Raw genomic sequence first — 14,217 nt, forward strand, 5'->3', positions numbered from 1 at the left:
AACCTCAACAAAGTTACAGAATTCTGTTCGCCGCAACCACAGCCGATCCGGTATTATTTTTTAACAATTCTTAACGCAACGTCGACGCCTCGATGCTGTCCAAATTGATAACAATTCAGGAGATAGTCACGATGAACGCTCTCAAACCTCTCTCAATCGCCGCCTGCCTGGCGGTTGTATCCGCATGTACGACCAATCCCTACACAGGTGAGGAGCAGGCCAGTAAAGCTGCCACCTACGGAGCTGCTGCAGCCCTGGGCTGCGGCCTGATCGGCGCTATCGATTCCGGCAAGCACGCGCGCAATGCGGCACTGGGCTGCGGCGCCATCGGCGCTGGAGTCGGGGCATACATGGATGTTCAGGAAGCGAAACTGCGTGAAGAATTGCAGGGCACCGGCGTACAGGTGGCGCGCGAGGGCGACAATATCCGCCTGATCATGCCAGGCAATATCACCTTTGAAACGGATTCCTACAACCTGAAATCAAGTTTCTACCCGGTGCTGAACTCCGTTGGCCAGGTTTTGGCGAAGTATCACGACACCACCATCAAGGTCACCGGCCACACGGATAACACCGGCAGTCGCTCTTACAACCAACCTCTCTCCGAGCGACGTGCGGGCGCCGTGGCGGACTATCTCGCCACAACCCAGGTTGAGCGCAATCGGATGCTGGTGGAAGGTGTGGCGTTTGACCAGCCTATCGCGGACAACGCTACGGCCCAGGGCCGCGCAGCGAACCGCCGGGTGGAGCTCTATATCCTGCCCAAATCCCGCTAGTCGATTTCAAACGAGTAGTAGAGATCTACAGAGCTCTCCAGCCGGCTGACAACTTCCAACCAGAGCCGGCTCTGTAAATATAAACGAGCCGTGAACACGTTGATCGGCTCGTAGATTCCAACCCCGTAAGAAACGTAGATGCGATTGCCGATGTAGCCACTGACGGTCGCTGCGGTATCGTCTTCCGAGCCACTGGTGCCAAACGCGACATCGCTGATGAGCGGCATTCTGTTGAGCTCACTGACAATACCACTTCGGTTTACCACATCGGCGCCCATGGCCAGCGCCAGCGCCGTGCCGTCGGCACCAGCGCCTGCATCGAGCCCTCGTCCACGCACAAGATAGGACATGGCCTCGCTCTGGCTCATCACGGGATCGGAATACACCTCCAGCTGAGCATCATCCAGACTACCCGAGAGGCGCGCACCTACCGTGACATCATCGCTGCGAATTTCTCGCTCCGCTGCAACGTCCAACTCCGGGTTGTCAGCCGGGCCGGAGAAAGCAATTGTGCCCCGCTTGATCTGCAAGGTTTGCTGATAGGCTCTCAGCTCGCCGCCTAGCAAGTTAAGCGTGCCGTATACCTGCAGCGGGGTAGTCGGGGTCTGCACCAGGTGTAAATCACCTCCAAGCACTGCCTGCACTTGCTCACCCTCGACCCTGAAGCGATCACGGATACGTATCCAGACATCCGCATCCAGCGCGATCGGGCGCTCCGTCTCGATGGCGTTTCCAGCCAAATCCACGATCACCACATCGTCGGATATCGCCACACTTCCCGCGGGTAACTCCTCGTGACGCAAAACGCCTTCGTGTATTTTGATCTCACCAGTGACCTGCATCTTGCGATCGGAAAAGGCAATGGCAAGCTCTTCCGATACCACCAGTTCAGAGGCTGGCGGCATCAGTACTTCGTGCCGCTCGCCAGATAGAGAGAGTTCGAGAGTGAGTTCGGGTTGCACCTGCAGCGGCCCCTCGAAGCGGAGCTCGCCGCCCCCGAGCATCCCCCTCCCCGCGATATCCCCGCCGCCTTCCCGCACGGTCAGTTGCATTTCCAGATCGGTTAATTCCGTTGGGTTGCCCACGAGAGCAAGCCGCCCCTCGGCCAGCGACAAGGTGCCATTGATATCGGGATCCAACACCGGGCCGCTGGCATCGATTCGTCCGGATACCTGCCCTTCCAGACTGGAAATCTCCGGGAACCAGGGCGTGAAGCTGGTCAGCGGTAGCGTATCGATCGTCAGCTCGAGATCCATCGCACCATTGCTGTCCTGCGGCAACATACCGGCGACTGACGCGACTTCCCTGCCTTGCTGCCGTACCTGACCTGTCACACCCAGCCGGCCATCATCCTGGCGGGCCAGCCCCAGCTGGATCAATTCGTACTCAGTTCGCACACGCTCACCCATGCCATAGCGGCGCACCACGCGCAGGTTTTCCATCTTCAGCTGAGCGTCCAGCTCTGGCGCTGCATCGGGTCGCCATTGCGCATTGAGGCGCCCCTGAGCCTCCCCACGCAGGCGCATCCCCCGCGGAAGCGTCGCCTCGAGAGCGCGGGTATCTCCTGCCATTGTCAGCTGAACATCACCCTGCGCGCCAAATTGAAGCTTGCTGCCGCAGAGTTCGAACTCCGAATGCTTCCAGCAATGTGGCGCCACAAGCCACTGATTCTCGATCGGAAGCCAACTCACAGCGACTGGCTCGCGCGACGCCCAACTACCCGCCGAAGTCTCCAGCTGCGCCGGCGCCAGTTCGCCCTGCCATGCACCGTCCTGCGCTGTTGCACTGAGACGCAGCTCACCGGCCAACTCACCTCGGCTTTGGATATTGGCCCGGAAGGATTCAAGGTCACCCTCAGCATCGATCTGCACACCAAATTCGCGCTCGAAACGAATGATTTCTGGGGCGTCTACAGCGAGGCGGAACCGGCTGCTGGCACGATCGATCTGCCCGCGAATATTTGCCAAGGGAACCTGAACCTCTGCCAACTCTATACCGCGACCGCTACCCTCGAGCTGCAAGCTATGCAGAGCAGTAGAACCCTCCCCCGTCAGCTCAATACGACCGCGCGATCGCGGCAGCCAACGGCTCAGGCTATCGAGCACAAGCGACATGCTCGCGCGGTCAGCGTCCACAGCCAGCGAAAGGTCGGTGCCATTCACGCTGGCGTGCAATGCGCCCGGCAGCAACTCAAGATTCGAGTCAATACCACCACGTCCCTTCACAATCGCAGGCAGGCCCGCCACCTCGCCCTCCAGCGCAATGCTGCCAAGCTCAACAGACCAGCTAGCGCCCTCTCCCTGCGCAGCAAGCGAGACTGCTCCTGCCAGCCGTCCATCCCCTGCCGCCTCGGGCAGAGTAAATCCGTCGCTAGCGATACGCCCTTCGACACTCCAGCTCTGCGCCAGTTGTGCTGTGGCATTCAAATGAAGCGCACTGTCGCTGATCGCGTCGCGCAGGGTGAGGTCAGACACGGTGAGCATCGGCGCCTGCCAATTCAAGGTTCCAGCGGCATCAATTGCGGTGTAACCCTCACCGGAAAACTGCGCGCTGAACTCCGCCGTTTGTTCCCCCAACAGCTCGCCCTGAGCGCTGCCGGACAGCGGCCCTTCCAGGGCAAAGTCTGTCTCCGTCAGGGAGGGAACGAGCTCCACCAAAGGCATCACAGAAGCCCATTCCAGAGACCAGTCACTCGAATAGGGAACCCCCACCTCAGTGACGTTCAGCCGTGCGTCCAGATCAGCATCGGGGGCGCCCTCGCTACGCACATTGAGATGAAGATCATCGAGCGCGCCCACAATGAGAAGCTGTGCTTCACGTTGCTGTACTGCCGGCGGCAGCAAATCGCCCTCCAGTGAAACCTCTGCGTCGAGAGCTAGCGACCAAAGCCCCTGCAGCTGGGCTGAACCCTGGGTCTGCAAGTGCCCAACACCAGGCACCCCCAGTTCTAGCTGCGCCAGCGAGAGCTCAGTGCCAGACCAGCGACCGACCAAAGCGATACTCTCCAGCTGTTGTGAGACATCGCCAACAAGCACATCGAGTGTTGCCACCCTCATGCTGTCTACCTGCAGCAGTAGCGGCAGCAGGACCTCGGGTGGAATAAATCCAGCGGGCTCTGAATCCTCCGCTGGATCGAAAATCAAATCGCCCTCCACCAGGTCGACACTGCGCAGGGTAATTGATTCTGCCGACGCAATACCGGAGGCGCTCATTGCTCCTTGCTGCCACCGACCTCCAGGCCAGTTGACCGCCCCCTCAAGCAGTTGCAGATCAAAACAAAATTCACTGTGCCAGAGGCAGGAGGCATCCAGCTGGATCTTCAGACCGGAGGCCTCCACACGCACCGCCCCCGCCGGCAGAGACAGACGCTTTAGCTCCAACAGACCGAACAAGCTGCCTGAGGTGTACTCGATATCCAACGGTGTAGCGGAGTCTATCCAGGCAACGATACGCCGGCTGCCAGCGTCACTGAACGGCAGCATTAACAGCGCGGTGAGCAACGCTACCACCAGGGCGAGACTTATCAGCAACGCCCTCAAAACTCTGCCCCGATGCTGAAATGAACACGCCAGGATGGATCGTCATCCGTCACCGGGTTGGCAAGGTCTAACCGAACTGCCCCCACCGGGGTGATGTAGTGCACGCCAACACCCACACCTACATTGGCGTCGAAGTCACCTTCATCAAAGGCGTCCCCTGCGTCGACGAAAACCGCTGCGCGCCAGTTTTCACGCACCAGATATTGATACTCGGCGCTGACGGTGAGCAAACGGTCGCCGCCGACAACGAGTGAAACCTCGTCGCTATTGTCATCCTCCACGGTGACCTCGTTGCCAATGGACTGGTAGCTGTATCCCCGAATGCTCTGGGCGCCACCGGCAAAGAAATTTAAGGATGGAGCCAGTTGATCGCGGTCACTGTCCGAAATAAAAGCCAGGCCCAGCTCGGACTTGAACACCATTCTGTGCCGCTCTCCACTACTGCGTACATGGCCAAAATTCGCCGCCATACGCACAACGTCGACGTCAGAGGCGAGTTCGGCTGAGCCGGCCTCAATTCGATACCAGTGACTGAACGCACCACTGGGATTGAGTGGATCACCTGTGCGCCGGCGCTGCGAGAGAGAGAACCCGGGCAGCAAATAGTCATTCTCGCGGCGAATCCCCTCGGCATCCCAGCCCTCGTTTAACCTTCGCAAGCCATAGCTATACACCCAGCTGTCACGTTTAATCTCTCGCCGTACCGCCAGTTCTTCCTGGTTGCTGTCGAGATCGCCGAACTCGTTGTCCTCGAGGCGGGCAGACATTTGAAGCACATCGTTATTCGGATGTCCCAGAGGAATGGTGTAAGTGAAACGACCACTGGGGTTTACCGGCGAGTACATCAGCCGTGTTTCCTGGCTGTGACCAAGGCTATTGAGCCGCGGAGTGCGCCAGGTCACCGACACACGCTCGCGGGTATCAGTACTGAACCCCACACCGAGATCAATACTATGGGTGCGTGCCGGGTATAGCGAAAGGTTCAGCGGCACTACCTGATTCTGCGCCTGCTCGCGGTCAGGGCGCAGAACTACGGTGGAGAAATAGCGAGTTCGCTGCAGATTTGCCTGGGTTTTCTGCAACAGTGCCTGATCGTAGGGTTCGCCCTCTTTCGCTTCGAGCAAAGGTTGCAGCAAGGATTCCCGCAGAAAATCCTGGTCATACACCGTCGAGCCGAAACGGTAGCGTTCGCCGCTGGCATAGTGCAGGAAGACGTCCGCAGTATTGCCCTCGGGCTCAATCTGAACCTCACTGCGTGTGTACTCACCGTCAAAGTAGCCTCGACGCAAACCCAACGCACTCAACTTCGATTTAAACGACTGATAGGCGGCATGATCAAAGGGCTGATCAACCTGCAAGCCGTGCTCGAGAATAAGCTTTGTGAAAGCCTCGTCCTCTTCGGCCCCGCCGACAAGGCGAATATCCACGCGACGCATTCGCGCGCGTTCTCCCGGGTCGACATTGATACGCAATAGCCAGGGATTCGCGTCGCGGTCGAGCTCCAGCGTCACATCTGCGTTGTAGTAACCTAATGCCTGCAGGCTTTTGAGTACGTTGTTCCGCGCCGAGAAAAGATAGTTGGTGCGACTCTGAGCTGTATCAGGCAAGTCGCCTAACCAGGCCTGGGTATTATCCCGGACATCGCCGGAAATCCCGGAGAGTTCAAGTTGCAGTGTCTGGGCCTGAGCACTCCAGGCCGGGAGGACGAAAACCAGCAGCGCGATAAGGGCGTGTGGAATTCGCGTATTCAAGCGATGTTCGCAGAGCCCCAGTAGTTATAACCGGCAATTCGAGGTGTGCCGGGGATGTAACTGGTTTCCATGCCGCTGATGCTCAAGCCACCCTGGGCCAGCAGTGCGGGAATATCCCGATTGAGATTGCAGCCGCCGGCGATAGCGCGCCACATGGGGTTCACGCGTTCCTGCCAACGCTGCACCGAGGCATCCGGTGCCTTGCCATGCTCGCAAAATATGAGCTTGCCACCGGGTTTTAATACCCTCGCCATACCCTTCAGCGCCGCTACCGGATCGGGAATAGTGCATAGCGAATATGTAACCAGCACGGTATCCACAGCCGCGTCGTCCAGTGGGATCTCCTCGCCTGGCAGGCCGATAAATTCCACATCAAAATCCAAGCCGCTGGCGCGCTCTCCTGCAAGCTTCCAGGATTCTTCAGAGGGGTCGAGGCCTATGACCTTGTCAACCTTGGCCGGATCGTAATAGGGTAGATTAAGGCCGGTACCTATCCCGATTTCCAGAACGCAGCCCTCTGCGTGGGGTACCACCTTCTCTCGCTGCTTCATCATCGGCTTGGTACTGCAGGCGCAGTTGATAAACCGCGGTAGTACATATTTTTCGTAGATCCCCATGGTCACTCCTTGAGTTCACGCATATGGGCTACTCCAAACAGGAAGACCTGCAGCAGATGTAACGGCAGCGATCCCCCCGCTGCACGACAACGCTTGAAAAAGACCGCCACTTCTACCAGATGTGCCACAGCAAGGATTAACAGCACCCATGCGGCGCCAGTACCCAGGCCGGTACCCGGCATGGTGATAGCCAACGCGGCGAGAATGGCGTAGGTGATGAGCATTATAATTTTTATTGGAGACATGGTTTTCCTCTCTACTTAACTGTTATCTGACTGTTGCTCATAAGCCTCAGGATCGAGCCGGCGCATCTCTGTTTCAATCCACTGCTCCACTTCCGCCATCAACTCGTCCTGCTGGCGCCCCTCGGAACTGATCGGCACCCCAATGGACACGTCTACCGTGCCGGGGATGAACCAGAATGTTCCTCGTGGCCAGCACTTGGCCGATGTCACAGCAATAGGAATAATCGAGGCGCCGGTAGTGACCGCGAGCCTTGACGCTCCGGTCTTGTAGTTGCCCTTGGAACCGCGCTCCGAACGCGTACCCTCGGGGAACATAATAATCCACTTGCCCTGATCCATCAGTTCAACACCCTGCTCCGCCACCTTGTTCCAGGCCTCTGAGCGCTTGCTGCGGTCAATATGGATCATATTCAGGCGAGCCATGGACCAGCCGAAGACGGGAATTCGAAGCAGTTCTTTTTTGAAAACATAAGCGAGCATGCGCGGCATCCAGGCCGGGAAAAAGAATGTCTCCCAGGTGGATTGGTGTTTGGGGCAGAGAATGATTCGCTGCATGTCGCTCTCGGCAGGGAGATTTTCTTCACCATGGACACGGTAGTTCACACCGCCAATGATTCTCGCCGCGCCGATAACGCCAGCCAGCCAGGGGACACCAAACCAGGCCCACAGTTTGCGATCGCCTACAAAGAGCGAAGATATAACGAGCCCAAGCCCAAGCGGTATCAGTGACAGCACCAGCCAGATAAACACCAGCAGTGATCGTATTGCGTTCATGTATTACCTCGGAAAACTTCTGTGGTGCATTAAACCAGAGCGGGCGGAGTGAGAAAACCTGTATAGCCGATTCTGCTTGCTTCCCTAACGACTCTCTACCGCTGTAAGATATGGGGTTTGCCGAACGCCGCGGAGCTCAGCAGTGCACCAGAACCCCGAATCCGGACTCATCCAGCTCGCTAACGGCGCCTGGGCCTGGCTCGCGCCAGGTAATAGCTGGGGCTGGAGCAATGCGGGCCTTATCTCCGATGGCGAAGAAAGCCTGCTGGTGGACACCCTGTACGATCTGGCATTGACTGGTCAGATGCTGGACAAGATGCGCGACGCCGAACCACTGGCTAACGACATCGACACCCTCGTCAACACTCACGCCAACGGCGATCACTGCCACGGTAACGAACTCGTGAGCGGCGCTGAGATCATCGCCTCTGCGGCCTCTGCAGCAGAAATGGCAGAACTCACACCTGACGCCATGGCGGCGATCGTGGCGATGGCTCCCGACATGGGCGAGATGGGGCGCTACTTCCTCGACTGTTTTGGTCGCTTTAAATTTGACGGCATCACGTTCACCCCTCCGACGAAAACCTTCGAGGGAGAGATGCACATGACGGTGGGCGACAAGCCGGTCGAGCTGATCGAAGTCGGCCCTGCCCACACCCGCGGCGACATTCTGGTTCACTCCACCAAAGATCGCGTCGTGTATACCGGTGACATTCTGTTCATTGAAGGGACCCCCATTATCTGGGAAGGCCCCGTTGGCAACTGGATTAAGGCCTGCCAGATGATTGAGGCGATGGATGTCGATCATATTGTTCCCGGCCACGGCCCCATCACCGACAAACACGGTGTCGCCCAGGTCAGGCAATACCTCGAATATGTTCGCGACCAGGCGCGTTCGCGCTACGATGCGGGCATGGACGCCTTTGAAGCGGCCAAGGACATCGAACTCGCTGAATACTCGGCCTGGTCAGACCCGGAGCGCATTGCCGTTAACGTCGATTCGCTCTATCGCGAGTTTCGCGGGGAGAAGGAAGCCTCCGATGTCTTCGAACTGTTCGCACGTATGGCAGCGCTCGCCGGCTATGATGTGCCAACGCCATGAAAAAGCCCGCTTCAAAAGCTGATATCCGCGCCCAGTTAGAACAGGAAACCGAACGCTTCCTTAGCGGTGGCGGTAATGTAGAGAATATCCCTCAGGGGATTAGCGGCAAAGACCCCACAGATGCCCCCCTGTTCCTCAATAGACGCCTTTTTATAGAACCCAGCGCACCGCGTACTCTGGTTCCGGAGGTTGTCGCCGCCATCGAAGCCCGACGCAAAGAGAAGCTCAAACGATCACCGGCACCAAAACGCTCACGCTTGCCACGGCCGCGCCGCAAAGTCATCTACGATGATTTCGGAGAGCCGCTGAGAAAAGTCTGGGTAGAAGATTAAAAGAAAGATAAAGAAAAGGGGCCACAAGGGCCCCTTAGATTCGGCAGGTCTCGCTTAAGAGCGACGACGCAGACCAGTCAGAGCGCCACCCAGTGCCAGGAGGGCACCGCCAGCTGCACCGATCAGGAACAGCGGTGAGGCAGTAGTTGGCATTGCAACTTCTTCCTCGATCACAACCAGATCGGCATCATCGAGACCGTCCTCATCGTGAACCGCCAGTGCGAAGCGATCCTGGGGCAGATAAACGTTCAGCTGCTGACCGCGCATCAGGTCAGACGCACGGTAGCTACGGCCACCGATATCTGCGCGCCAGCTGCTATCCAGCTGCACTGAACGGCTGTCACCCATGGTGCCGTCGGTGTGAACGGTGCGGAATGTCATGCGATTACCACGCACGCGAACCACTTCGATCACAGCCTTGGCATACAGCTCGCCATTCTTTTCATAAACTGACTGACAAGTTTGAGCAATGTCAGGGTTTATCGCCAGAACTTCTGCGGACCAGTTCAGGTCAGCACAGGTAACACTGCTGCTAACTGCCTTGTCCTGAGCCATTGTGGAGCCCGCGGACAAAGCCAGGGCCATACCTACTGCAACTACCATCTTCTTTTGCATGTCAATTCCTCCTTAGTTGTGATTGACATAGGGTTCGTCGAGGGACGCCGTAACGATAAATCGTTGCGGTGCATGCCCGACAAAGTAAAACGGGTAACAAGTGACCAGGGTTATGGTCTGATCACGGGTATCTTGTAACAGGCGAGTATCATCGATCTCGACGATATGCGTTTCGTCTATGCGGAAACGCTTCTCTCCTTCCAGGGTTTGCAGGACGATGGTCTCGCCAACCTTGATGTCTTTGAGCGCGCGGAAGTAGCCATCACGGTGACCGGAAATACCAATATTTCCAGGCTCGTGAGGATAAGCCATACCATCGATCACACCGGCGGCACGGTCCATCACCAGTTCAGTGTTGGTCTGATAGACGGGAACCTTGAGATTAATACTGGGCACTTCGAGCACACCGAGCACAGGAGGGAGGCTCTCTAGCAGGCTGGCCTGGTAATCTGCCACGCGACCGGGAGCCCACAGCGTGGTGTCTGGCTCGCTACCGATATCGGCAAAATTCGGCTGAATGGCATCGGGGACGGGGGGAGCGACGACCGAACTGGCTTGAGCAACCGCTAGCTGCTCCTCAAACGCACCTATAGCACCGCGACGCTCTACTTCTCCCTGGGCCAGGTGGACCACGAAAAAACCGAGCAGCACAATGCCGGCCAGATAACTGGATAGTTCACCGACGCGGATGACGGCTGGACGAACACTCATACGTGAGACGAAATTCCCCTAAATAGTCTGTTCTATATTCTAGTAGGTTCTAGAGATGATGCTAGTTTATTCAAATCTTGTGATCGCTATACTTACCGTATTTGTCGCCAATGTAAATGCCCCGGCGGATAATGGCCATGTTTTTCCACAAATGTAGACCAATTTGGTCATTACGCCACACCCTGTCTCGCAGAACAATGAGGCAAGTCATCACCCCCTATTACGGAGATCAACACTTTGGATATCAGACCCTTCACCATAGCGATTGACGAGACCGAACTCGACGACCTCCGCCAACGCCTGCGCAATACACGCTGGCCTGATGCCGAAACATGCGCCGGCTGGGAACAGGGTATACCGCTGCAATACTCTCAAGAGCTGGCAAAGTACTGGCTCGAAGATTACGACTGGCGTCGCTGTGAAGCGATGCTCAACCGCTGGGATCACTACAAAACCACCATCGACGATCTGGACATCCACTTTATCCACCAGCGCAGCCCGGAACCCAATGCACGCCCACTCATTATTTCCCATGGCTGGCCTGGCTCGATCGTGGAGTTCCACAAGATCATCGACGCACTCACCGACCCAGTCGCTCATGGTGGCGAGGCAGGCGATGCATTCCATGTGGTGGCGCCCTCCCTGCCCGGCTATGGTTTCTCCGGCAAACCGTCCAGCACCGGGATGAGCGTCGAGAACATCGGCCGCCTCTGGGGCAAGTTGATGGCACGTCTGGGCTACGACCAGTATTTCGCCCAGGGCGGTGACTGGGGCAGCATGGTTACCCAGGCTATCGGCCAAACCGAAACAGAACACTGCGTCGGTATCCATGTAAACATGCCGATCGCTGCCCCCGACCCCGATACCATGAATGACCTGACTCCAAACGAACAGCAGGCTCTCGCGGACCTCGGCCACTACAACGACTGGGAGTCTGGCTATTCCAAACAACAGGCTACTCGCCCCCAATCTTTGGGCTATGGGCTGGCCGATTCTCCGGTGGGCCAAATGACCTGGGTCGTCGAGAAATTTTACGCATGGACAGACTGTGAACAAGACGGCGTAAAGCATCCTGAAAATATCCTTACTCGCGATGAACTGCTAGATAACGTGATGCTCTATTGGCTGAATAACTGCGCCGCCAGTTCTGCCCGGCTCTACTGGGAGAGCTTTAACGCGGCCAACCTGGGCCCTATCGATATGCCGGTGGGCTGCTCCATTTTCCCGCGTGAGATCATGCGGACCAGCAAGCGCTGGGCGGAGAAGCGCTTCAGCAAGCTGATCTACTGGAATGAACTGGAACGGGGCGGCCACTTTGCTGCAATGGAACAACCAGAAGTGTTCATTGAAGAAGTACGCGCCTGCTTTAGACTGCTGCGCTAGCGCTCGAAATCGTCGTCGCCGGTGTGCAGGCTACTACTGAAAGGCCGCGGGACCGGCGCCGCGGCGGCGTCTGATTCCGGCAGTGCATAATCCGAATCATCGATGCAATCGACATCGAACGCACCAGAATCAGTCGGCAGTGAAGTGAGATCGCCACTGCCGATGAACGAAAGGTTATCAAGAGCGGCATCCGGTGCAACCGCTGGCGCTTGTGGAGCGGCCTCATAGGCGGTGGGAACCACTTCCACCTGCAGCGCTCGCGCCTGATCGGCCAGAGTGCCACTGACCTTGAGGCCACGCCCTGTCGCAAGACGAGCCTGAATTGGATTCTGGAACCGCACGTCAAGGGACTCCTCCGCTGCGTCTGCCTGCTCTGCGGCAACGGCATCGGCGATGGCTTCCTCCACCTCCGGAGCGACTAGCTGTTCGCCGATATCGTCGCGCTCCGCGCGCTGGCGCAACACCTCGTTGGCACAATCTGACCAACGCCCGAAGTGAGAAGATTCCGCAGGGTCTGGCATGCGGTGCTTGCGAAAATCACGCATGGCGCTCATAAAGCGCTGCTTTACCGCGCGGTAGTGATAGATATGATCATCTGTTTTTAGCGGCAAGAGATCGCCGCCGCGAATCACCAGCATCTGTGGCGGCAGCTGCCCTTGCAAACCGTGGAGCAAATCAGCGAGGAAACACAGCCGAAACGCCGAGTGAATCGTCGTCTTGCCCTGGGTGTCGCAAGGAATATAAAGATAATTTCCCAGCTCAGAGTAACCGCTGGTGCGCATTAGCAAATTAGCTGAACCAGACAGCGGCCCAAGTGCGAGCTGGCCATTGACGATAAAGTCTACGCCCTGGCGCATGGCCTGCAGTGCCTCGCCTCGACGCAGCGCCTCGGGGGCGTCCCAATCAATGAGCGCGACCTGCTTGCCCTCGCCCCGCAGCGATTCTGCAATATCATCCTGACGGGTCATGGTGTCGCCGGGTTCTGCGCTGCCTGAGTCGGGGGGAATGCCGTGGTCGGGGTTTTCCAGATGGAGACGCTCCATCCAGCAGGCGAAGGGAGACTCGCGAAACAATACGAGATCTTCTGATGTGTAGGTTACGGCGTTATCAACACTGTAGCGGTACATGGCTTGCTCTTTACATCCTCCCAATGGCAAACCGCTCGGAGCATCCATTGCGTCCGTGCCGTTTGGCTATTTATATCGGAATGCCCGGCCGCTGTAAACGACAGCCGGGCAATCTATCATCCGAACTAGCCAATAACGATGTCGGCGAGTCTCGCTCGATGCCAGGGTCCGTCACCCCAGAGCATCTGACTGTGCTTCTGACGCTTGAAAAACAGGTGAATGAAGCACTCCCAGGTAAACCCTATTCCGCCGTGGCACTGAACCGAACGACTACTCGCATAAGCGGCCATGTCACTGGCGGCGGCCTTGGCCATATGGGCATAACGGGTCGCTTTCTCGGGCTCGGTATCCCAGGCGCACGCCGCGCCATACACCAGCGATTTGGCCCGGTCGATATCCACCATCACATCCACCAATTGATGCTTCACCGCCTGGAAGAAGCCCAGAGGCCGGTCGAACTGCTGCCGCTGGTTGGCGTACTCCACTGTCGTTTGCAGCTGCCACTCACCCGCACCCACCATATCAGCCGCATACAGGGTCCAGATCGCGGGCATCGCCCGATCAAACGCCGGCGCTGCGTCAGCGCAAACCTCAATCGCCTCAGCGCCGCTGAGTATGACCCGCCCCTGGTCGCGGCTCAGGTCGACGATGGCGTCGCCCTGTACTTCCACACCCTCGGCGTCCACTGGCAACCAGTAAAGGCCCGCGCCTGCGGCATTACGCGCGCAGACCAACAGATGGCTGACCTTGGCCACGTCTTGCACAAAACACGCTGTGCCCTCGAGCTTGCCGCCCACCACTTCTATCGGAGTTTCGGCGAAGTCCCACGAGCCACGGGCATTGCTCACCGCCAGGCTGGCGGTCGCGCCGCCCGCTATCTCTTCCAGTGGCGCCGCGCCGCCTGCGCCAGCGGCCGAGAGCAAATAGCTCGCCGACAGCGTGGGCAACAAGGGGCATGGAAACGCCGCGCGGCCCAGCTCTTCACACAAGCCAGCGACAGCGACCAATGGCATCCCTACCCCGCCCTGCGCCTCAGGCACGGCGAGCAGCCCCCAGCCGAGTTCCTGCATCTGGTTCCAGAGACCTTCGTCCCAGGCCAGTGCCGGCCCGCGCTCCGGCGTGGGATCGCCTGCGGCCATGCCGTGCAGGACATCGGCAGTAAAATTCTCCGCCAGCATTTTGCGGGCAGAATCCTTGAGTAATGCAGCTTCTTCGGTGAAGCCAAAGTTATCCGGTTGCGTCATT

At 58.0% G+C, this 14,217-nt stretch carries 13 protein-coding genes; 4 read left to right on the plus strand and 9 right to left on the minus strand.

All coding sequences use genetic code 11. From position 1 onward, the window contains the following. Positions 1-131: 131 nt before the first annotated feature. On the plus strand, positions 132-776 hold the full coding sequence (locus EY643_RS11390; protein ID WP_152662318.1) for a YiaD family glycine zipper/OmpA-like lipoprotein: 645 nt from the start codon (positions 132-134) through the stop codon (positions 774-776). Here the strand turns inward: EY643_RS11390 and EY643_RS11395 are convergent. From EY643_RS11395 to EY643_RS11415, 5 genes are read right to left on the minus strand one after another with little or no spacing between them, the layout of a single operon-like run. Continuing rightward, positions 773-4,306 (minus strand): translocation/assembly module TamB domain-containing protein, encoded by a 3,534-nt coding sequence (locus tag EY643_RS11395; RefSeq protein WP_152662319.1) that lies wholly within the window; start codon positions 4,304-4,306, stop codon positions 773-775. The genes EY643_RS11390 and EY643_RS11395 overlap by 4 nt on opposite strands. A gap of 5 nt (positions 4,307-4,311) precedes the next feature. Next, positions 4,312-6,066, minus strand: a complete 1,755-nt coding sequence (locus tag EY643_RS11400) for an autotransporter assembly complex protein TamA (RefSeq protein ID WP_152662320.1) — start codon at positions 6,064-6,066, stop codon at positions 4,312-4,314. After that, positions 6,063-6,683, minus strand: a complete 621-nt coding sequence (locus tag EY643_RS11405; protein ID WP_152662321.1) for a class I SAM-dependent methyltransferase — start codon at positions 6,681-6,683, stop codon at positions 6,063-6,065. Before EY643_RS11405 ends, EY643_RS11400 begins: the two co-directional genes overlap by 4 nt. Before the next feature lie 2 nt (positions 6,684-6,685). Then, entirely contained in the window at positions 6,686-6,928 is a 243-nt protein-coding gene (locus EY643_RS11410) for a hypothetical protein (protein WP_152662322.1), read from the minus strand. A 15-nt stretch (positions 6,929-6,943) separates the two neighbouring features. Further along, positions 6,944-7,702, minus strand: coding sequence for a lysophospholipid acyltransferase family protein (locus tag EY643_RS11415; protein ID WP_152662323.1), 759 nt, complete (start codon positions 7,700-7,702; stop codon positions 6,944-6,946). A gap of 142 nt (positions 7,703-7,844) precedes the next feature. On the opposite strand from EY643_RS11415, the gene EY643_RS11420 reads away from it, so the two are divergent. Beyond that, positions 7,845-8,804, plus strand: a complete 960-nt coding sequence (locus EY643_RS11420) for an MBL fold metallo-hydrolase (RefSeq protein ID WP_152662324.1) — start codon at positions 7,845-7,847, stop codon at positions 8,802-8,804. Then, the gene (locus EY643_RS11425; protein ID WP_152662325.1) at positions 8,801-9,136 is read left to right on the plus strand and encodes a hypothetical protein; all 336 of its coding nucleotides are present in this window, start codon (positions 8,801-8,803) and stop codon (positions 9,134-9,136) included. Before EY643_RS11420 ends, EY643_RS11425 begins: the two co-directional genes overlap by 4 nt. A 54-nt stretch (positions 9,137-9,190) precedes the next feature. Here the strand turns inward: EY643_RS11425 and EY643_RS11430 are convergent, their stop codons facing one another. Next, positions 9,191-9,751: a hypothetical protein gene (locus EY643_RS11430; protein ID WP_152662326.1), complete on the minus strand. Its 561-nt coding sequence runs from the start codon at positions 9,749-9,751 to the stop codon at positions 9,191-9,193. Between the two features lie 12 nt (positions 9,752-9,763). After that, positions 9,764-10,462 carry a class D sortase gene (locus EY643_RS11435; protein WP_152662327.1) on the minus strand — a complete coding sequence of 233 codons (699 nt, stop codon included), beginning with the start codon at positions 10,460-10,462 and terminating at the stop codon, positions 9,764-9,766. 237 nt (positions 10,463-10,699) lie between these two features. Here EY643_RS11435 and EY643_RS11440 point away from each other — a divergent pair, with 237 nt between their 5' ends. Next, positions 10,700-11,845, plus strand: coding sequence for an epoxide hydrolase family protein (locus EY643_RS11440; RefSeq protein ID WP_152662328.1), 1,146 nt, complete (start codon positions 10,700-10,702; stop codon positions 11,843-11,845). Here EY643_RS11440 and EY643_RS11445 read toward each other — a convergent pair. Together EY643_RS11445 and EY643_RS11450 are read right to left on the minus strand one after the other, a co-directional pair. Further along, on the minus strand, positions 11,842-13,020 hold the full coding sequence (locus tag EY643_RS11445) for a hypothetical protein (RefSeq protein WP_205743042.1): 1,179 nt from the start codon (positions 13,018-13,020) through the stop codon (positions 11,842-11,844). The genes EY643_RS11440 and EY643_RS11445 overlap by 4 nt on opposite strands. A gap of 77 nt (positions 13,021-13,097) precedes the next feature. After that, on the minus strand, positions 13,098-14,216 hold the full coding sequence (locus EY643_RS11450) for an acyl-CoA dehydrogenase family protein (protein ID WP_152662330.1): 1,119 nt from the start codon (positions 14,214-14,216) through the stop codon (positions 13,098-13,100). Position 14,217 lies beyond the last annotated feature (1 nt).

It is taken from the genome of Halioglobus maricola, assembly GCF_009388985.1.
GTDB classification, from domain to species: Bacteria; Pseudomonadota; Gammaproteobacteria; order Pseudomonadales; family Halieaceae; genus Halioglobus; species Halioglobus maricola.